General features: G+C 73.9%; 16 protein-coding genes and 1 pseudogene. 6 read left to right on the top strand and 11 right to left on the bottom strand.

Annotation, left to right across the window (positions count from 1 at the left end; translation table 11 throughout):
- Positions 1-6: 6 nt before the first annotated feature.
- Positions 7-1,620, bottom strand: coding sequence for a long-chain fatty acid--CoA ligase (locus tag BT341_RS22710; RefSeq protein WP_072478201.1), 1,614 nt, complete (start codon positions 1,618-1,620; stop codon positions 7-9).
- Positions 1,621-1,769: 149 nt separating this feature from the next.
- Between BT341_RS22710 and BT341_RS22705 the strand changes: the two genes are divergently transcribed.
- The gene (locus BT341_RS22705; protein WP_072478200.1) at positions 1,770-2,537 is read left to right on the top strand and encodes a PIG-L deacetylase family protein; all 768 of its coding nucleotides are present in this window, start codon (positions 1,770-1,772) and stop codon (positions 2,535-2,537) included.
- 338 nt (positions 2,538-2,875) lie between these two features.
- Here BT341_RS22705 and BT341_RS22695 read toward each other — a convergent pair whose 3' ends face one another.
- Positions 2,876-3,463: a TetR/AcrR family transcriptional regulator gene (locus BT341_RS22695; protein ID WP_072478199.1), complete on the bottom strand. Its 588-nt coding sequence runs from the start codon at positions 3,461-3,463 to the stop codon at positions 2,876-2,878.
- 99 nt (positions 3,464-3,562) lie between these two features.
- On the opposite strand from BT341_RS22695, the gene BT341_RS22690 reads away from it, so the two are divergent.
- On the top strand, positions 3,563-4,579 hold the full coding sequence (locus BT341_RS22690) for an NADPH:quinone reductase (protein ID WP_072478198.1): 1,017 nt from the start codon (positions 3,563-3,565) through the stop codon (positions 4,577-4,579).
- 37 nt (positions 4,580-4,616) lie between these two features.
- On the opposite strand, the pseudogene BT341_RS46625 reads toward BT341_RS22690, so the two are convergent.
- A pseudogene (locus BT341_RS46625) lies at positions 4,617-5,465 on the bottom strand (zinc-binding dehydrogenase); the annotation flags it as partial.
- Positions 5,466-5,630: 165 nt separating this feature from the next.
- Here BT341_RS46625 and BT341_RS22680 point away from each other — a divergent pair.
- Complete coding sequence (locus tag BT341_RS22680; protein WP_072478196.1) at positions 5,631-6,509, top strand: LysR family transcriptional regulator; 879 nt, start codon at positions 5,631-5,633, stop codon at positions 6,507-6,509.
- Positions 6,510-6,518: 9 nt separating this feature from the next.
- Here the strand turns inward: BT341_RS22680 and BT341_RS22675 are convergent, their stop codons facing one another.
- The 3 genes from BT341_RS22675 to BT341_RS22665 form a co-directional block, all read right to left on the bottom strand.
- On the bottom strand, positions 6,519-7,247 hold the full coding sequence (locus BT341_RS22675) for an SDR family NAD(P)-dependent oxidoreductase (RefSeq protein WP_084742969.1): 729 nt from the start codon (positions 7,245-7,247) through the stop codon (positions 6,519-6,521).
- A 47-nt stretch (positions 7,248-7,294) separates the two neighbouring features.
- On the bottom strand, positions 7,295-8,290 hold the full coding sequence (locus BT341_RS22670) for a sigma-70 family RNA polymerase sigma factor (RefSeq protein WP_072478195.1): 996 nt from the start codon (positions 8,288-8,290) through the stop codon (positions 7,295-7,297).
- A gap of 85 nt (positions 8,291-8,375) precedes the next feature.
- Positions 8,376-8,960 carry a helix-turn-helix domain-containing protein gene (locus BT341_RS22665; RefSeq protein ID WP_072478194.1) on the bottom strand — a complete coding sequence of 195 codons (585 nt, stop codon included), beginning with the start codon at positions 8,958-8,960 and terminating at the stop codon, positions 8,376-8,378.
- A gap of 72 nt (positions 8,961-9,032) precedes the next feature.
- Between BT341_RS22665 and BT341_RS22660 the strand changes: the two genes are divergently transcribed.
- On the top strand, positions 9,033-9,680 hold the full coding sequence (locus BT341_RS22660) for an FMN-binding negative transcriptional regulator (RefSeq protein ID WP_072478193.1): 648 nt from the start codon (positions 9,033-9,035) through the stop codon (positions 9,678-9,680).
- A 9-nt stretch (positions 9,681-9,689) separates the two neighbouring features.
- Here BT341_RS22660 and BT341_RS22655 read toward each other — a convergent pair whose 3' ends face one another.
- Entirely contained in the window at positions 9,690-10,193 is a 504-nt protein-coding gene (locus tag BT341_RS22655; RefSeq protein WP_072478192.1) for a MarR family winged helix-turn-helix transcriptional regulator, read from the bottom strand.
- A gap of 129 nt (positions 10,194-10,322) precedes the next feature.
- Between BT341_RS22655 and BT341_RS22650 the strand changes: the two genes are divergently transcribed.
- On the top strand, positions 10,323-11,264 hold the full coding sequence (locus tag BT341_RS22650) for an NADP-dependent oxidoreductase (protein WP_072478191.1): 942 nt from the start codon (positions 10,323-10,325) through the stop codon (positions 11,262-11,264).
- 48 nt (positions 11,265-11,312) lie between these two features.
- A complete protein-coding gene (locus BT341_RS22645) occupies positions 11,313-12,419 on the top strand; it encodes an LLM class flavin-dependent oxidoreductase (RefSeq protein WP_072478190.1) in 1,107 nt (368 codons plus the stop codon).
- A 3-nt stretch (positions 12,420-12,422) separates the two neighbouring features.
- Here the strand turns inward: BT341_RS22645 and BT341_RS46620 are convergent, their stop codons facing one another.
- The 4 genes from BT341_RS46620 to BT341_RS22630 are packed head-to-tail and all read right to left on the bottom strand — an operon-like array spanning position 12,423 to position 19,475.
- Entirely contained in the window at positions 12,423-12,587 is a 165-nt protein-coding gene (locus BT341_RS46620; RefSeq protein ID WP_245805066.1) for a hypothetical protein, read from the bottom strand.
- A complete protein-coding gene (locus tag BT341_RS22640) occupies positions 12,584-13,108 on the bottom strand; it encodes a multidrug transporter (protein ID WP_072478189.1) in 525 nt (174 codons plus the stop codon). The genes BT341_RS46620 and BT341_RS22640 overlap by 4 nt, the downstream gene beginning before the upstream one ends.
- Positions 13,109-13,166: 58 nt before the next feature.
- On the bottom strand, positions 13,167-14,696 hold the full coding sequence (locus BT341_RS22635; protein WP_072478188.1) for a TNT domain-containing protein: 1,530 nt from the start codon (positions 14,694-14,696) through the stop codon (positions 13,167-13,169).
- A gap of 39 nt (positions 14,697-14,735) precedes the next feature.
- Positions 14,736-19,475, bottom strand: coding sequence for a DNA/RNA non-specific endonuclease (locus tag BT341_RS22630; RefSeq protein ID WP_072478187.1), 4,740 nt, complete (start codon positions 19,473-19,475; stop codon positions 14,736-14,738).
- Positions 19,476-19,557: the final 82 nt, after the last annotated feature.

Genomic DNA, 19,557 nt, shown 5'->3' with positions numbered 1-19,557 from the left:
GGCACTTCAGGCGATCCGCGCCGCCGCCCGCAGCTCGGTCTTCGACAGCTTGCCGGTGCCGGTCTTGGGCAGGGCCGCGGTGAAGACGAACTCGTCGGGCAGCCACCACTTGGCGACCATCGGGGTGATGTGCCGCGTGAGCTCGCCGGCCGTGGCGGTGCCGCCTTCGCGCAGGACGACGTAGGCGACCGGGCGTTCCATCCACCGCGGGTCGGGGCGGCCGATCACCGCGACCTCGGCCACGTCGGGGTGGGAGGAGATCGCGGCCTCCAGCTCGACCGAGGAGATCCACTCGCCGCCGGACTTGATCAGGTCCTTCATCCGGTCGACGAGCCGCAGGTAGCCGTGGGCGTCGATGGTGGCCAGGTCGCCGGTGCGCAGCCAGCCGTCGGCGGTGAAGCCGCCGTCCTCGCCGGTCCGGAAGTAGCCGCCGGCCACCCAGGGGCCGGCGACCTGCAGCTCCCCGACGGCCTGGCCGTCGCGCGGCAGCTCCCGGCCCGTCTCGACGTCGGCGATGCGCAGGTTCACCAGCGGCAGCGGCTGGCCCTGCGCGGCCCGCACGGCGACCTGCTCCGCTTCCGTCGCGTCCCGGTGCTGGGTGCGCGTGCCGCCGATCGCGCCGACGGGGCTGATCTCGGTCATCCCCCAGGAATGCGTGATGGGGACGCCGATCGCGGCGCGGTAGGTCTCCGACAGCGCGGGCGGCACGGCCGAGCCGCCGCCGAGCAGGAACCGCGTCGCGCTCAGGTCGTGGTGCGCCAGTCCGGGCGCCAGGCTCGTCCAGACGGTCGGGACGGCACCGGCGACGGTCACCCGCTCGCCGGCCATCAGGCGCAGCAGGTGGCCCGGCTCCGCGGACGCGCCGGGCAGGACGAGGGAAGCGCCCGCCATCATCGCGCCGTAGGGCAGGCCCCAGGCGTTGGCGTGGAACATGGGCACGATCGGCAGCACGACGTCGTTTTCGCGGAGGCCGATGAAGCCGGCCGCGAGCGTGCCCAGGCAGTGCAGGACCGTCGACCGGTGGCTGTAGAGCACGCCTTTGGGCGGCCCGGTCGTGCCGGAGGTGTAGCAGAGGCCGGACGCCAGGTTTTCGTCCGCGAGCGAGAACGCGTCCTCGAAGGAGCCCGTGAACGGCTCGGCGCCGTCGATCAGCCGGTCGTAGTCGAGGATGCGGGGATCGGCGGGGAGCGGGGTGTCGCTGCCGTCGGGCAGCACGACCCAGTGCCGCACCCGGGGCAGCCGGACGGCGCTCGGCCAGATCCGCGGCAGCAGCGCGCGGTCGACGAACACGACGTCGTCGCCGGCGTGGCCGGCGACGTATTCGAGGTGCTCGGGCGAGAGCCGGATGTTGATCGAGTGCAGGACCCGCTTGGTGGCCGGGACGGCGAGGTAGAGCTCGAGGTGGCGCCGGGTGTTGGCCGCGAACGTGCCGACGCGGGCGCCGGCCGGGACACCGAGCGAGTCCAGCACGGTCGCGAGCCGCCGGGCGTGGCCGATCACGTCGGCGTAGGTCAGCCGCCCTTCCCCGGCCGTCACGACTTCCTTGTGCGCGTACAGCCGCTCGGCGCGCTCCAGGATGTGCGCGATGGTGAGCGGCCGCGGCTGCATCAGCCCGTCCATGACGGAGGCCTCCTTCGGGCGAGTGGACCCTTGGCGAACGTCACCCTAGGGGTGGTCCGGGACCGGGAAAGAGGTGCGAATCGTCCACTGATCCCCGTGCCACGGCGGCGGTTTCCTCCACATCGCCGGAACGCTCCCGGCGGGGCAGGATGTCCGGCATGACTTTGCCCGCGCTGCCCGAAGAGTCCTTCCGCCGCGTGCTCTGCGTCGTCGCGCATCCCGATGACATGGAGTACGGCACCTCCGCGGCCGTCGCGCGGTGGACCGCGCGTGGCATCGAAGTCGGCTATCTGCTGCTGACCCGCGGGGAAGCCGGCATGCCGAACCCGCCCGAAGAGACCGCGCGCCTGCGGGTCGCCGAGCAGCGGGCCGCCTGTGCCGCCGTCGGTGTCGAGCACCTGACCGTCCTGGACCACCCCGACGGCGTGCTCGTCTACGGCCTCGGCCTGCGCCGGGACATCTGCCGGGAGATCCGCCGCTTCCGGCCCGACGTCGTGCTGAGCACCGGGTACCAGGTCGAAACACCCTTCGGCTTCGAGCAGGCGGACCACCGCGCGGCCGGGCTCGCCACGCTGGACGCGGTGCGCGACGCGGGCAACCGCTGGGTCTTCCCGGAGCAGATCGACGACGAGCACCTCGAACCGCATGCCGTGCGCTGGCTGGTCGTTCCCGGCATGGCGGCCTCGGGCGCCACCCACGGCGTCGACGTCACGGGCGAGCCCCTGCGCCGCGGTGTCGCCTCCCTCGAGGCGCACGCCGCCTACCTCGCCGCGCTTCCGGGGCATCCCGCGCCCGCGGACATGATCCCGATGTTCACCGCGATGAACGGCAAGGCGATGGGTGCCGGGCACGCCGTCCTGTTCCGCGCCCACGACCTGCAGGCGCCCCCGGAGTTCCCGGTGGACGCCCAGGACTGACGGACCGGCGTCAGGGCGGGAAGACCGCGATCGCCTCGTCGGCGAGGACGGCGGAGCGCGGGCGGCCGGGGCCGGTCTGCGCCAGGTGCAGCAGCCCGGGGATGGCCGCGTAGGCGACGCGGGCCCGGGACTCCGCCCGCTCGGGCGGCAGGCCGAGTTCCGGTAGTACGGGCCAGCAGGTCCAGCGGCGACCCGGCCCTACGTCGTGGTCTTCGCGGGTGCGGTCACGCTGGAGGTCGACGACGGCGAACAGACCGTGCTGCGGGCCGGCGGCACGCCTGGCGCGACCGCGGCACCGAGCCGGGCACGATCGCCGTCGGCACCGACCGCGCCCTGAGTCAGCGCGCCCGGACGCCGTCGAGAACCAGGGCAACCACGGCCGCCGACCCGGCTTCGAGATCCGGCGACGCCCACTCCGCGGCGTGCGACGGGTCGTGGAACCGGGTGGTCGCGTCGAGGATCGCCCGGGCGATCACGGCGGGCTCGCCGGGCGCGAAGTCCCCGGCGGCGATGCCGTCCGCGACGATGGCGCGGATCTCGCCGAGCAGGTGCTCGACGTGCGCGGCGGAGACGGCGCTGTGTTCCTCCGCCAGCACGCGGAACGTGGCGAACAGCTCCGGGTCTTCGCGCGCCTTCGCCCACTTCGTCCGGAACATGGTGGTGAGCAGGCTCCGCAGCCGCTCGGCCGGGGTCAGGCCCGGCGGCCGGACAGCCTCGGCGAGTTCGTCGCGCACGCGGTCGAGCCACCGCCGGATGACCGCCTCCCGCAACGCCGCCTTGGTCGGGAAGTGGCGGTACACGCTGCCGTGGCTCACGCCGAGCAGCCGCGCGACGTCCAGCACCGTGGTCTTCTGCGGCCCGTGCCGGCGCAGCACCTCCTCGGTGACCGACACGATCGTCTCCGCGTCGAGCGGCTCCCCGCGCATCGGCGCTCCTTCACTGCTCCGGTTGCCCGCACACTCTACCGGCGACGTACTGACTGACAAAATTTGAAATCTGTCAGTCAGACGTCGTAGGGTGGCGGCGTGAAAGCCATCATGTACCGCGAAACCGGCGGCCCCGAGGTGCTCCGGCTGGTCGACCGCGACCCGCTCGTGCCCGGCCCCGGCGAGGTCCGCGTGCGGATCGCCGTCTCCGGCGTCAACCCGACCGACGGGCAGGCCCGCGCCGGCGACGGCCACGCGAAGACCTTCCCGGACGTCACGCCGCACCACGACGGCGCCGGGGTGATCGACGCCGCCGGCGAGGGCGTCGACCGGAGCCGGATCGGCGAGCGGGTCTGGGTGTTCCTGGCCGCCGCCGGACGCCCCACCGGCACCGCCGCGGAGTTCACCGTGGTCCCGGCCGACCAGGCCGTTCCCCTGCCCGGCGCCGCCGGGTTCGACGTCGGTGCCGCCCTCGGCGTCCCGGCGCTGACCGCGCACCGCGCGCTGACCGTCGCCGAGGACGGCCCCGGCCGGCTGCGGCCCGGTGCCCTCGAAGGCAAGGTGGTGCTGGCCGCGGGCGGGGCCGGCGCGGTCGGGCACGCGGTGATCCAGCTCGCCCGCTGGGCCGGCGCGACCGTCATCGGCACCGTCAGCAACGCGGCGAAGTCCGTGCTGGCCACCGCCGCGGGCGCCCACCACGTCGTGAACTACCGCGAGGGCGATCCCGCGGCGGCGATTCGCGAAATCGCCCCCGGCGGCGTCGACGTCGTCGCCGAAGTCGCGCTCGGCGCGAACCTCGCACTCGACTTCGCCGTGCTCCGGTCCCGGGGCACGATTTCCGTCTACGCCAACCAAGGTGACCGGCCGGTCGAGCTGGACGTGCGGCAGCACCTGGTGCGCAACACCCGCTTCCAGTTCATCGTGCTCCACACGGCCGGACCCCGGGCCCGCTCGGCGGCCGTCGAAGCCGTCAGCGACGCGGTGGCCGACGGCGCCCTGCCCGTCGGCGAAGCACACGGGCTGCCGCTGCTCCGGTTCCCGCTGGAGCGCACCGCCGACGCCCACCGGGCCGTCGACGGCGGCGCGGTGGGCAAGGTCGTGGTGGACGTGCCGTGACGAACCGGCGTGAGCCGGCGATCCGCAGCACGACCTTGCCGGTGACCGTCCGGTCCCGCACCGCCGCGAGCGCGGACGGGAACCGTTCCCACGGCTCGGCGAGCCCGATCCGCGGGACGAGCCCGCCGTCGGCGACCAGGCCGACCAGCGTGGCCAGGTCCCCGGCCACGCCTTCGTGGTCGGCGTAGCTGAAGTAGGTCTGGAGCCGGGCGTCCTCGTGACCGATGAAGTCGTACAGGCTGACCGGCGTCGGCTCCCCCGAGCTGTTGCCCAGCACGACGATCGTGCCGCCGGGCGCCACGGCCCGGATCGCGGCCGCGAGGCTGCGGCCGCCGACCGACTCGGCGATCACGTCGTACGGTCCCGTCGCGTCGGCGATGTCGGCGACGACCTCCGGCACGCCCAGTTCCGCCAGTGCCGCCGCCGCTTCCGGCCGGGACGACACGGCGGTGACGTGCGCGCCGGCGGCCACGGCCAGCTGCACCTGGAGCGTCCCGAGACCGCCGGCGGCGCCGGTGACCAGCACGGAACGGCCCGCCAGCGGACCGCCCAGCCGCAGCGTCCGCAACGCCGTGACCCCGGCGAGCGGCAGCGTCACGGCCTGCTCGGCGGTCACCGACGGCGGCAGCTCGACGAGCCGGTCGGCGGGCACGGCCACCTGCGCCGACCACGCGCCCTGGTCGGCCAGCCCGGCGACGCGGGTGCCGGCGGCCGGTCCCGAGCCGTCGGCCGCGGGCTCGAGCACCACGCCCGCCACGTCCTGGCCCGGCCGCCAGCCGGCCGGGCGCCGGGCGATCAGGCTCAGCTCGCCCCGGTTGACGCTGGACGCGGCCACCGCGACGAGGGCCTCGCCGCCGGCGGGCTCGGGCGGCTCGACGTCCCGCATCGCCAGCCGCCCGGCTTCGCCGTCGACGATCATCAAGGCCCGCATGGCTTTTCTCCTTCGTTCACCGTTGTTTGCCTCGAAGTCAAGCCGGTGCCCCGGCCGCGAACCAGGACCGGAACGCGACGCCAGCTATCTTGGATCGCGATAGGACGGAAAGGACCGCGGGTGGAGCTCCGGCAGCTGGAATACTTCGTCGCGGTGGTCGACGAAGGCGGCTTCGCCCGCGCCGCCGAGACGTTGCACATCGTCCAGTCCGCGATCAGCCAGCAGGTCAAGCGGCTGGAACGCGAGCTGGGCCTCATCCTGTTCGACCGCCGTCCCCGCCAGGTGGAACTGACCGGCGCGGGCGCCGCTTTCCTGCCGCACGCCCGATCCGTGCTCGCCGCCGTGACCGCGGCCCGCGGCGCCGCCGCCGATCTCGCGGCGGGCGAGCGGCGGACGCTGCGCGTCGGGACCAGCGAAGGCCTGGGCCGGCACCTCGAAGGCATCCTGGCGGTCCTCGCCGAACGGCATCCCGAAGCGCGCGTCGACCTCAGCGCCGCGAACACCGGCGACAAGCTCGACGCGGTCCGCCGGGGTGACCTCGACGCGGCCTTCGTGCGGGCCCCGCGCGACACGGACGGCCTGTCCGTGCTTCCGTTGTGGGACGCCGATCTGGTCGTGGCGTTGCCCGCGAGCCATCCCGCGGCGGCCGAGTCCGTGGTGCCGCTGGCCGTCCTCGCCGACCTGCCGGCGGCGCTGGCCCCGGCCGGCACGGCGGCCGGGGTCGCGCGGCTGATCGCCGATGCCTGTGTCCGGGCGGGATTCCGGCCACTCACCGGTCCGCCGTTCACGAACCTGCAGGACCTCCTGGCCGGGCCCGTCGCCGGCGGGCGGTGCTGGACGCTGGTCTACGCCGACGTCGCCGCGCACACCCCGGCCCGCCGGGTGGCCTTCCGGCGCCCGGACCCGGCGATCACCGTGCCCACGACGCTGGTCACCCGGTCGGCGCCCGCCGGGCTCGTGCAGGCTCTTCGGTCGGCCGCCGCCGAATACCGGCCGTGACGGCGGTCGTCACCCTTGCCGCCACACGCCTTCGGCGACGGCCGCGTACTGCCGTTCGAGTTCCTTCGCCGCCCCGCCGAGCCAGCTTTCGGCCTGGGTGGCGGCCATGGGGTCGGGGAAGATGTCGTCCTCACCTTTTTCGACGCCGTCGAAAACGCTCCGCGCGACGGATTCCGGTGCCGCCTTGGGCAGGTCCACCCCGCGGGACATGTCGGTGTCCACGATTCCGGTGAGGACGGCGTGCACGCGCACGCCTTGGCGCGCCAGGATCGACCGCCACGACTGCGTGAGGGAAAACGCCGCCGCCTTCGAGATCGAATAGGCCGGAATCAGCGGCAGGGGCGCGAAGGCGTTCACCGAAAGGTTGTTCACCACGGCACCGCCCGTCCGGGTCAGCAGCGGCAGGAAAGCCCGCGTGACGTCGTACAACCCGAAAACGTTGACCGCCAGGTGCCGGTCGATCACGGCGCGGTCGGTCAAGTCGTCGTACGCCGCGATGCCGGCGTTGTTGACGAGGATGTCGAGGGATTCGACGGCGTCGGCCGCGGTGCGGATCTGTTCCGCGTCCGTGACGTCCAATGTCAGGGGCGTGATGGCCGGACCGGAATAGCCGAGAGGTGTGCGGGACGCGGCATAGACCCGCGCCGCTCCCCGGCTCACCGCTTCGTCGACCAAGGCGCGTCCGATGCCCCGGTTGGCGCCGGTCACCAGAACGGTCTTGCCCGCGATTTCCACCATGGTGTGATCTCCTCTTTCGGTTTTTTCGGAAGGAACAGGAAGGGCCGCTAGGCCCGGCCGGCGGGACGCGCGCCGAGACTGTCCGGCAGCCCGAACACCGTGACCAGGCCGGGGTCGATGAAGGCGGAAACGCGGGCGACGCGGCCGCCGATCAGGGACAGCACCTGGACGCCGTAGGGCCGGAAGCTGCCGTCGTCGGCGCGGGCGTACACCGCGAAGGCCGGCGACGCGTTGGCGCGAGCGGGGATCAGGCGCAGGCTGCCCGGGGTGTGCAGCACCGCGCCGGCGAGGAACTCGGTGACCGCGGCCCGGCCGGTGAACCACGTGGGCACCGGCGGCATCTCCAGTTCGACGTCGAGCCTGAGCAGGCCGGCGAGCGCGGCGACGTCGGCGCGTTCGAACGCCGACACGTATCGGTCGAGCAGCTTCCGCAGCTCGGGGGCCGGCGGCTCGGCGAGGTCGTCCTCGCTCGGGCTGACGTCCGCGAGCCGGCTGCGGGCGCGCTGCAGGGCGCTGTGCACGGCCGTGCCGGTGGTGTCCAGGATCTCGGCGACCTCGTTCGCGCTCCAGCCGAGGACGTCCCGCAGGATCAGCACCGCGCGCTGCCGGGCGGAAAGGTGCTGCAGCGCGGCGACGAACGCGAGTCTCAGCCCGTCACGCCGGGCCACGACGGTGGCGGGGCCGCCGGTCGAGCCGGTGAACAGGCTGTCCGGAGCCGGTTGCCGCCACGGGACGTCCGGACCGGCCGGAGCGAGCGTGCCGGTGGCGGTTTCGGCCGGGGCGCCCAGCCCCGACGGCAGCGGACGGCGCTTCCGCGTCCGGATCGCGTTCAGGCAGACGCTGGTCGCGATCTGGTAGAGCCAGAGGCGGACCGACGACCGGCCCTCGAACCGGTCGTAGTAGCGCCAGGCCCGCAGGTAGGTCTCCTGGACGAGGTCTTCGGCCTCGTGCGGCGAGCCGAGCATGCGGTAGCAGTGCGCGAGCAGCTCGGGCCGGTAGCGGCCGGTGAGCTCGGTGAATTCTTCGATTCCGGGGACCGTCATCGGCACCTCCAGGCGCGGGCGCGGGTTGTCGTCCGAGTAGAGACACCCGGGCCCCCGGAAATCCGTCGCCGCGGACGGAACGCGCTCAGCCCGCCGGAGCGGGTCCCGGCGGGAGGTGGACCGTCATGACGAAGTCGCAGGACGCGGTGCCCGCGCCGCGGTAGGCGTGCGGGGCGTCGCCGTCGAACGTGGCCGTCTGCCCCGCTTCGACGGCGTACTCGGCGCCGTCGACCACCAGCACCATCCGCCCGGCCGTGACGCTGAGGGTCTCCACCACGCCGGCCTGGTGCGGGTGGCTGGGGTACTCCTCGCCCGGCTCCAGGCGCCAGCGCCAGACCTCGGCGGGTGCCGGGCCGGCGGTCGTCAGGACGAGCCGGGCTTCGCTCCCCTGCTCACCCGTCCACAGTGGAGCGGCGGCGGACGCGGCGACGATCCGCACCCGGCCTTCGGGCGGCCCCTGCAGCAGGGCGGACACCGAGACGCCGAGCGTGTCCGCGAGGCGGACGAGCGTGGCGAGGTTGGGGTTGCCCTGGGCCTTCTCCAGGCCCACCAGCGCCCCCTTGCTGACCCGGGCGCGCCGGCTGAGCTCGTCGAGGGTCAGGCCCGCGCGGGTGCGGGCGGCCCGGACGTTGTGCGCGACCGTCCGCAGCGCCGCCGCCGTCTCGACCATCCCGCTCCTCCGTCTTGGTCGGTACAATGTACCGTACAGTCGTTCCGATAAACCGACGGCGAGGAGCACCGCATGTGGGTCCAGCCCTGGGACGCCGGCCTGGACGACGCCGAATGGCAGACGTGGCTCGCCGAGGGGCACGACTTCGGGCAGCTGAGCGTCAACGGGCTGCCCGGCAGGCCACCCGCGGTCGTCCCGACCCATTTCGTGGCCGACGGCCGCCACCTGCTGGTCCACCTCGCCCGGCCCAACCCGGTGTGGGCGGCGATCGAGCGCGACCCGCACGTCGTCCTCACGGTCATCGGCGACTACGCCTTCGTTCCCGGCACCTGGCGCGCGAAGGCCGGCACCCCGGCCACCGACGGCGTCCCCACCAGCTACTACGCGGCCGTCCAGTTCACCTGCCGGGCGGAGATCGTCGACGACCCGGCGGCCAAGGCCGAGCTCCTGCGCCGCCAGCTCGCCCACTTCCAGCCCGGCGGCGACCACGCGCCGGTGACCGTGGGCGAGCCGCCCTACGGCCGGATGCTGCCCGGCATCCGCGGGCTCCGGCTGGCCGTCACCGAGGTGCTGGCCAAGTTCAAGTACGACGACCACAAGCCGGTCGAGCACCGCGCCGCGGTCGCCGGCCGTCTCACCGCCCGCGGCGAGGGGCTCGACGCCGCCGCCGCGCAGCAGCAGCGCCGCCGCCTGGACCGCATCGGCCCCTGGACGCCCTGACCGCCGTCGTCAGCCTCGGTCTTTGCGGCGCCGCGGCGCCGCCGACCGAGGCGGCGTCGAGCGCATGTGCTCGCGCACCGGCGCCAGCAGGGTGGCGAGCGCCTTGACGTCGTCGCGCGAGAGCGGCTCGAACAGCAGGCCCTTGACCACCTCGATGTGCCCGGGCAGCACCCGCGCGAGCAGCGCGCGCCCGGCGTCGGTGATGGTGACCGTGATGCCCCGCTCGTCGTCCGCCGAAGGCGCCCGCACGACCAGGCCGGTCTTCTCGAGCAGCCCCGCCTGGTAGGTCAGGCCGCTGCGGCTGTAGACCACGCCGTCGGCCAGGTCGGTCATCCGGTGGCTGCCCGTCGGCGAGTCCCCGAGCCGGGCCAGCAGCTGGAACTGCACGTAGCTGAGATCGCCCGCCTCGCGCAGCTGCTGCTCGACCGCGTGCCGGAGCAGGCTGGTCACCTCGATGAGGTCGAAGTAGGCACCGAGCTGCACGGCATCGAGCGACGGCGGCGAGTCAGGCATGCCCGCAGCCTACTGCTTCGAATTCAAAGAAGCGTGTCGCAGCTCACTTGCTTCGAATTTGAAGCAGCTGTAGCGTGACCTCAGTTGCTTCAAATTCGAAGCAGCACGACATCGAAAGCGAGCGTTCCCATGAAGGCAGTGCGCTTCCACGAGTACGGCGATCCCGGCGTCCTGCGCTACGAAGACGTCGAGCCGCCCGTCCCCGCGGCCGGCCAGGTCCGGATCCGTGTGGCCGCGACGTCGTTCAACTCCGTCGACGGAAACATCCGCGGCGGCTTCATGCAGGGCCCGATCCCCGTCGAGCTTCCCCACACTCCCGGCCTCGACGTCGCCGGCACGGTCGACGCGCTCGGCGAAGGCGTCGACGGCTTCGCGGCCGGCGACCGGGTGATCGGCTTCCTGCCGATGGACAAGCCCGGCGCCGCCGCGCAGTACGTCCTCGCACCGGCCGAGGTGCTGACCGCGGCACCGCGGAGCGTCCCGCCGGCCGACGCCGCCGCGCTGCCGGTGGTGGGCCTCACCGCGTACCAGGCGTTGTTCGACCACGGGAAGCTGACCGCCGGGCAACGCGTGCTGGTCAACGGCGCGGGTGGCGCGGTCGGCGGCTACGCCGTGCAGCTCGCCAAGGGCGCCGGTGCCCACGTCGTCGCCACCGCGAGCCCCCGCAGCGCCGAGGCGGTGCGGGCGGCCGGCGCCGACGAGGTCGTCGACCACACCACGACCGGCGTGACCGCGGCGGTGACCGAGCCGGTCGACCTGGTGCTCAACCTCGCGCCGGTCGACCCGGCCGAACTGGCCGCGCTGGTCACGCTGGTGCGTCCCGGCGGGGCCGTCGTGAACACCACGGTGTGGATGCCGGCGCCGTCCGACGAGGAACGCGGCGTGCGCGGCATCGACCTGTTCGTCCGCAGCGACGCCCGCCAGCTGGCGAAGCTGGTGGAGCTGGCCGACCGCGGCGAGCTGCGCGTCGACGTCGCGGAGCGGGTGCCGCTGGCCGAGCTGGCGGCGCTGCACGCCCGGGCCGCCGAAGGCACGGTGCACGGCAAGGTCGTCGTCCTCCCGCCCGCCTGACGGGAACGGTTGACCCTCACACTGGTGTGAAGGTCCTGTAATCGGCCCATGACGACGAATCCGGCCCGCCCGTTCCGCATCGGCCTCGCGCTCGACGGAGCGGGGTGGCATCCGGCGGCCTGGCGACGGTCGCCGGTGACCGAGCCCGCCACCCTGTTCAGCGGCCGGTACTGGGCCGACTGGGGCCGGGCGAGCGCCGCCGGCGGCATCGGCTTCGTCACGCTCGAAGACGGCTTGACGGCCCAGACCGAACAGTTCGGCGCCGTCCCCGCAGACGCGGAAAGCCGCGTCCGCGGCCGGTTGGACCCGGTGGTGGCCGCGGCGGTCCTGCTGTCGGCCTCCGACGTCGAGGAGGTCGTGGTCACGCGGAACGTCACGCACGCCAACCCGTTCCACGTCGCCACCCAGCTCGCCTCACTGTCGGCGATCGGGCCGGGCCGGGTGGTGTGGCGTCCCCAGGTGTCGGCGAACGCGCGGGACGCCACGGCGGTCGGCGGGACACCCACGCCCGAATTGCGGCCGGACGACATCTACGTCCCGACGCGGATCGCACGCCGCCTGCGGGACTTGTTCCGTGACGCGGAAACCTTCGTCCGGAGCGTGCGTGATCTCTGGACGACGTTCCCCGCCGACGGTCTCGGCTCGGGAGACACGTTCTGGCAGCCGTCCCGGGTCGGGGCGCTGCCCGGGCCGGCACCGGCCGCCGGGCCGCTGAACGTCCCGGTGTTCTCCGTGCCGCCGGTGGCCGCGCTCGCCCACCACGCCGTCGAGCCCTACCGGCTCGCCGCCGCGGTCGCCGACCGGGTGTTCGTCACGCCGACCGGCGACCAGCCGCTTTCGGTGGTGCTGCCGGCGTTCCGCGAGATCGAGAAGCTGACCCCGGACGCCACCGCGACCGAGGTGTACGCCGACCTCGCGGTGATCCTGGGCGACACCGACGAGCACGCCCGCGACCGGCACGCCGAGCTGGACCGCACGGCCGGCGCGCGGTGGACGACGGACACGGGTGTCTTCACCGGCTCCCCGGTCCGGCTCGCCGAGGTCCTGGCGCGCTGGCGCGACGAGCACGGGCTGGCGGGTGCCCGGCTGCGCCCGGCGGTGCTGCCCGACGACGCCGAGCGGATCATCCGCGACGTCGTCCCGCTGCTCGCGTGAGGGTCAGCCGCCTGCCGATCGCCACGGGTCGCCGGTGGGCCCGGGACCGGCCGGCGGGTACGGGACGGGCGGCACCGGGCGCTTGGCCGCGGTGAGCCGGACCAGGCCGATGACACCGCTGACGACGAGCGCGAGGAGCAGGAACGGGATCGCGATCAGCTGGATCACCGGAACCCGGCCGCATCGGAGATCACCCGGCCGATGACCGGTGCGAGCACCAGGGCGAGCACGGCGAGCGCGGCGGCCACGCCGGCGATGACGCCACGCCGTTCCCGCAGCCTGAGGATCACGGCGACCGTCGCGCCGGCGGCGGCGCCCGTGCCCAGCCCGGACAGGGCGCGGCCGGCCAGCAGCAGGGCGCCCGCGTCGGCGAAGGCGGTGAGCACGGCACCCAGCAGCAGGAAGCCGATCGCGGGGATCGCCATCCCGGTGGGGAAACGGGCGCCGAGCAGCAGCCCGGCCGGCGCGGCGAGCGCCGCCCCGGCCAGGTAGGCGACCAGCCCGGACAGCAGCACGGCCTGGCTGGACAGGCCGAGGTCGCGCTGGATGTCGGACATGCCGTCGAACCGGTAGAGCACGGTCAGCATGAACAGCCCGATCAGCGCGGCGAACGCGGGTCCGAACACCTGCCACCAGACCGGCGCCGCACCAGGACGCGTGACGGGCGGCGTCGGCGGCGTCACGTACATGCGCACACCGTAGAGCGCCGACGATCCGCCCGTCCGGCGTTACCGGAAATCCGCCGCGCTACGCCGGCGGCCGGGTCGTCGCCTGCGGGAGCTCTTCGAGCGTCCCGTCCGCCAGCAGGTCCGCCACCGGGCGCTCCAGGACGTACACCGTTCCGCCGCCCGGCTGGTCGTACCACGCGATCGCGGTGCCGGTCAGCGCGCGGACCGGGCGGCGCAGCCGGTAGACGTGCAGCGGCAACGCGCGGATCTCGTCCGGTTCGGAGCGGTACGGCCATTCCGTGCGCGCCGCGTAGAGCGTGTTGCCGGACGGGTCGCCGTAGCGGTCCATCTCCGTGCCCGGCGGCAGGGTGACCAGCCGTTTCCCGCCGTACATCTGGAGCCCGACGTCGCCGCCCACCGGCTGGATGGGCCAGTCCGCCGTCGGGCGGCCGGCGTCGGGCGGCAGCTCGTCGCGGAATTCCGCGCGGTTCAGGTACAGGTGCCCGACGAAGTACCGCACCGCCTCGGCCGCCGTGGCGAACGTGGCTTCGTCCCGGCGGTCCCCCGCGGCCGCCTGGAAGACCGCCCACCGGCCCTGCTCCTCCACCAGGCACCACGCCCCGTCGGCGGCCTCGCCGATGCGGTACCGGGCGGGCGAAAGCTCCAGCTCGGCCGCGGCGTCTTCGGCCGTGCGCAGCGCCTGCGCCGTCGCGGCCGCGGGATCCGGCGCCGCCGTGCCCAGCCAGTCCGGCGTGCGCTCCGGATCCCGCGGGAACGTGGCCAGCTCGCGGGGGAACTCCGCCGCGGGCCGCGGCTCGTCCCAGGCCGGTTCGTCGTCCCACGTGTAGTGGTACTCCGCGCTCGAATCGAGCCCGATGTGCGCGGCCACCTGGAACCACGTGCCGCGGCCCGGCCGGTACATGCCGGCCCGCAGCGCGGCCAGCAGCTCGGCGACCTCCTCCGGGGGCTCCCACAGCGTGAGGCCGCCGTCGCTGGCGCGGCGGATCATGACCGGCAGCTCCGCGTGGTCGCCGGCCGCCCGGTAGGTGAGCAGCACCTGCTGCCAGTCGGCGGGCACGGCCAGCACGACCAGGTTGGCGATCTGCTGCCAGTACCAGTTCTGGCCCTCCGGATCCAGCGGCGGCTCCGGCCGCGCGAACGGCACGTCGTCCGGGACCGGCTCCCCGGCCTCGGCGAGCTTGGCCCGCAGCCACGGCCGGACGTGCTCCGGGCGCCGCGGGTACACCTTCAGGTCGCGCGCCCAGCTCGCCGGGGCCAGCCCGGCCCCCCACCCGGGATCCCAGTCCAGGTTGAAGGCGAGGTGGAACCGGCCCGGCGGGTCGAGCAGGTACCGCATCGAAAACCAGGTGCCGTCGTCCGGCTGGTGGTAGGCCTCGCGGATGGCCTGCACGGCAGGCGCGACCGCCTCCGGAAGCGGCATCGCGAGCTGGTCGCCGTCTTCCGACACGACCGTCAGCGTGTAGTCCTGGACGTCGACGTTCACCCGGCAGCGCAGGTCGATCCGCCGCCACCCCGCGGGCGCGGCGTCGGCCAGCGCGGACCCGATCTCGTACGACCGCTCCCGCCACTGCGACGAGTCACGAGGCATGCCTGCCGGTCCTTTCCCTTGTCATCACGGCCGTTTCCCTCATGTCGCCGGCACGATGTTGCCGAAGCTTCGCAGGTGGACGATGGGCCTGCCGGCCGCGTCCAGTTCGACCCAGCGTACCTGGATCGTGTGCGGCACCGGATCACCGTCGTGGCGCAACGGGAACACGTCGATCCCTTCGATCCGGCCGCCCTTGCGCAGGTGATCGGCCAGGTCCATCTCGAACCCGAGCCAGCTGTCCCCGCGCCCGACCACCTTCCAGCCCTGGTTCTGCGGACGCCACTGCGCGAGCATGTTGAGCAGCTCGCCGGGGCCGCGGAACTGGTTGCCCGCGATGTGCCCGCCGTCGTAGACCCCGCCCGGCCCTTGCTGCCCGGACAGCTCCTGCGCCTTCGGGTCGCGCCGGGGCAGCTCGCCGCTGTCGGCCAGCGCCGGGTTGTTCGACCGGCCGTGCACCGTGTCGGTGTCGCCGTGCGAGCCGGGCCCGGTCTGGTACTCGAACCGGCCGTCGTCGACGCGGTAGACCATGTTCGGCGACGGGTTGTTCAGCTCCGGGTTGTGCGGGCGGAACGTCTCGACCACCGCGACGTTGCCGTGCTCGTCGGTCCAGAAAACCGACCGGGCGTGCGGATCGGCCTTCTTCTTCGTGCCGTAGTCGCTTTCCACGACGTACTTGGAGTTCGGCTCGAGCTTCGGCCGCCCGTCCGCGTTCTTCGGCACGGAGTCCAGGAAGGACTCGTCCTTGGCCAGCTTGACGTCGTGGCGCCGGGCACCGCGGAACCGCTCCGGGTTTTCGACGTCCGGCACCGGGGCGCCCGGGTCGATCCGCTGGCGCACGCGGACTTCGGCGCCGGGCGGCACCAGCCGCGGGTCGTTGATCGCCTTCCAGTCCGGGTTGGTGCGGCCGATCCGGCCCGACTCGACGTCGGCCCAGCGGACGTGCCCCTCCGCGTCGGTGTAGAAGGTGCCGCGCGGGACACCGTCCTTGCCGGTGACCTCGTAGCGGGTGTGCGGCTCGTAGGGACCGCCTTCGGCGAACGACTTGCCGGGCGGGGGCGCGCTCGGGTGCGTCCGGTCGATGGTGACCGGGTCGCCTTCGAAGTCGGGCCGGTGGAACCGCACCGACGGGTGCGGCACGCCGTCGGCGTCGGTCTGGAAGGTCTGGTGGTGGCCGTCGATCTCGACCCGGTAGGTCGTGTTCGCGTGCGGCCGCAGGACGTCGGGGTTGGGGTGGTAGGCGGGGTTCGGCTGGTACCCGGGCTGCCCCTTGACCTTGATCCGCGGCGGCACGTTCGGGTGAGCCGTGTCGATGTGGGTGACCCGGCCGCTCGCGTCGGTGTGGTAGGTCCCGCGCGGGCGTCCCTGGCTGTCGACGACCTGGTAAGAGCGGTGGGGCAGCAGCTTCTGGTCGGTCGGGAACCGCTCGTGCGGGTGCGGCGGGCGCGGCGCGTCGGGGTGCGTGCTGCCGGGCCCCATCGGGACGTGCTCGCCGCCGGCGGGCGCGAAGTCGGCGCCGTGCTGCGGGTTGCGGCGGGTTTCCAGCTGCCGCTGCGGATCGGTGAGTTCCTGTTCCTGCCGCTGCGAAAGCGGGTTCCGGTCTTTGGGCACCCGCGGCTGGGCGTCGGGATCGGCGTCGGGCGGCGGAGCGTGGCGCCGGCGCGGGTTGTCGGGATCGGCATCGGGCGGCGGGGCGTCGCGCTGCCGGGGGTTGTCGTCGTCACCGCGGTGCCGGGCACTGCCGGCGTCGACGTCGTGGTGATCGGTCCCGGGAGCGAAGCCGTGCTCACCGGCGGCGTGGGTGCTGCCGTCCGGGCGGTGCACGGCCCATTCGCCGTCGGGCGGGATGCGGGGGCGCATCTTGCCGTCCGGGCCGATCTCGTAGTCGGAGGAGAAGACCCGGCCGTGCGAGTCGGTCCACGCCGGCTTCGTCGGGGCCATGACTTCGGTGTTCAGCTCCCGGGAGAGCCGGTGGGCGAAGTCGTTGGAACCGGCGTCGCAGCCGATGAGCCGGATGGGCCGGCCGTCGTAGTCGGCGTTGCGGCGGAGGATGTCGGCGAATTGTTCGGGGGTGTAGAGGCGGTCGCCGATGCGGGCGTGGCCATCGGGGGTGACGTGGACGTCAACGGTGTAGCGCCCGTCGGGGTCCGGGTGGACGCGGTGGGGCAGGTCGCCCATGTCGGGGTCGCCGGCGTGGTAGGAGCTGCCGGAGGGGGTGCTTTCGGCGTGGCGGGTGTTGATTTCGTCGGGGGTCAGGGGTTCGGGGTCGTGGTGGGTGTGCTCGTGGGACGGGTTGTCGTGGGGCGCGTTTTCGTGCGGGGCGTTTTCGCGGGGTGTGTTGCTGTGCGGGCCGTTTTCGTGCGCGGCGTCTTCGCGGGGTGTGTTGCTGCGCGGGCCGTTTTCGTGCGCGGCGTCTTCGCGGGGCGTGTTGCGGTGCGGGCCGTTGCTGTGCGGGCCGTTGTTGTGGGCCCCGCTTTCGTGCGGGCCGTTGTTGTGGACGCCGCTTTCGTGCGGGCTGTCGGTGCCGTGGGGACGGCCGGGCCCGGTGTGCCCGGGACCGCCGGGCCGGGTACCGGGGCCGTGGCCTCCGGGCCGGGTGTCGGGAGCATGAGTGGAGCCCGCCGGCCCGTAGCCGCCGCGGGCGGCGGGAGCCGGGGCGTCCGGCGTGCGCGGTCGCGGCGTCTCCGGCCCGCCGGTGCGGGGTCGCCCGTCGGACGCACCGGTGCGGCTGGGTGTGTCGGGGGTGCGGGGGCGGCCGGGAGTGTCCGGTGCGTGGGCGCCGGGCGTGCCGGTCCGGCTGGCGCCGCCGCCGGTGCGTGGGGTGCCGCCGCCGAGGCCTCCGCCGGCGGGGGTGCCGCCGGGTGGCATGCCGCCGCCCATCATCGGGGCGCCGCCCTGCGGGGGGACGTCGGCGCCGCGCGGCGCCGGGAACGTGCCCGGCTCGCCGGTCCGTGGCGCGGCAGGGGCGGTGCCGCTGGCGGTGGTGGCCCCGTCGGTGCGCGGGGGTGCGGCGCTGCTGGGTGTTTCGCCGTCCGCGTGAAGGCCGGGGGCATCGGCCCGCCCGGACGGTGCCGAGTGCGCCGGACCGCCACCATCGCCATGCCCCGGCGAGCCACCACCCGGGCCCGGGCCGGAATCTCCGGCGCGGGTGGGCGCGGGGCCGGACTCCGCTACGCGCGAAGGCACGCTGTCGCCGGCGCGGGCGGCCGCACTGTCGGCCGCATGGGCGGGCGCGCCATCGCCGGAGCGGGTGGGCGTGCTGTCCGTGGCGTGTGAGGGTGTGCCGTCCCCGGCGCGAGTAGCCGGGCTGTCTGCGGCACGCGAAGGCGCGCTGTCCCCGGCGCGGCTGGGAGCACTGTCGGCCGCGTGGGAGGGTGCGCTGTCGCCAGCGCGAGTCGGCGACGGACTGGAGTCCGCGGCGCGCGAAGGACCGGACTCAGCCACGTGCGACGGACTGGAGTCCGCGGCGCGCGAAGGACCGGACTCAGCCACGTGCGAGGGACCGGAGTCCGCAGCACGCGAAGGACCGGACTCAGCCACGTGCGAGGGACCGGAGTCGGCAGCGCGGGACGGGCTGCTGTTCGTTGCGTGGGAACCGCTGGAGTCCGCTGTGTGCGCAGGGGCACCGTCCCCGGCGTGGGCGGGAGTGTCGTCCCCGCTGCGGGCGGGACTGCTGTCCCCGGCACGCGACGGCGCGCTCTCTCCGGCGCGCGAGGGCGCACCTTCCCCGGCGTGGGAAGGTGAACTGTCCCCGGCACCGGAAGGCGCGTCATCCGCGGCACGTGAGGGTGCGCCTTCGGGCGCGTCACCATCGCTCGACCGGGCCCCCGACGAGCCGTCCTCCGGCTCCCCGCCGTGGGAACGCTCCCCGCCTGCACCCTCCCCGCCATGGGCGCGGGCGTGCACCCCGCCGCCCTCCCCCTTGGGGATCTTCCGGACGAACCCGCCCTCCTTCACGTGCAACCCGTCCAGCCCGCTGACCTTGCCCAGCACCTTGCCGAACACCTTCGCGATCTTCTCGAAGACGTCCACCAGCTTCGACAACAGCGGCGACACCTTGCGGATCGTGTCCGTCAGCTTCTTCAGCAGGTCACCGATCTTCTTCCCCCACTTGGCGATGGCCGCCGACGCCTGGGCCACCACCACCGGCGTGCCGAAGCCGAGGGAAAACACCTCCTCCATCACCCACGAAATCAGCTTCCCCACCAGGTCCGCGATCAGCTGCCGCACCGTCTCGCGCACGAACGACACGACCTGGCCCATGATCATCGTCACCGTGCTGATCGCGCCCGCCACCGTCGCCGCACCCGAGAGCGCCTCACTGTGCTCCGCCGCGAACTTCCGGTACGCCTCCGCGCCCTCACCACTCCACCCGGTGGTGCCGTTCTTCACCGCGTTGTCGAAATCCGTCTTCCGCTCGGCCAACGCCTTCGACACGTTCCCCCACGTGTCCGCGTACGACTGGATCACCGGCGGATTGCCCGCCACCGAATCCAGCATGTCCTTCAACGGCTGCACGTGCTCCATCAAGAACGACGCCACCGACGACATCAGGTACCCGAACGGATCCACCGCCGCCCCGGCGATCTCGCCCGCCAGGCTGAGCATCCCCAGCCCACCGGACACCCAATCGCCGTCCTTGATGCCGTTGAACGCGTCCATCGACGACTCGGCGATCCCGATCCCGCCCGCCCAGCCGTAGTCCCCGTTGCCCGCCGTCAACGGACCCGGCCCGTTCGGATCCTGCTTCGCCTCCGCGACCAGCGGATTCCCCTCCGGCACTGTCGCCAGCCACCTCTCCCCACCGTCTCGTTCGTCCCATGCTGACGCGCGCGGCGAGCCGCCGGTTCCCGGTCGGGCGAGG

Origin of the sequence: Amycolatopsis australiensis (assembly GCF_900119165.1) — a bacterium.
Lineage (GTDB): Bacteria > Actinomycetota > Actinomycetes > Mycobacteriales > Pseudonocardiaceae > Amycolatopsis > Amycolatopsis australiensis.
This window is presented reverse-complemented; position numbering and strand designations above follow the sequence as displayed.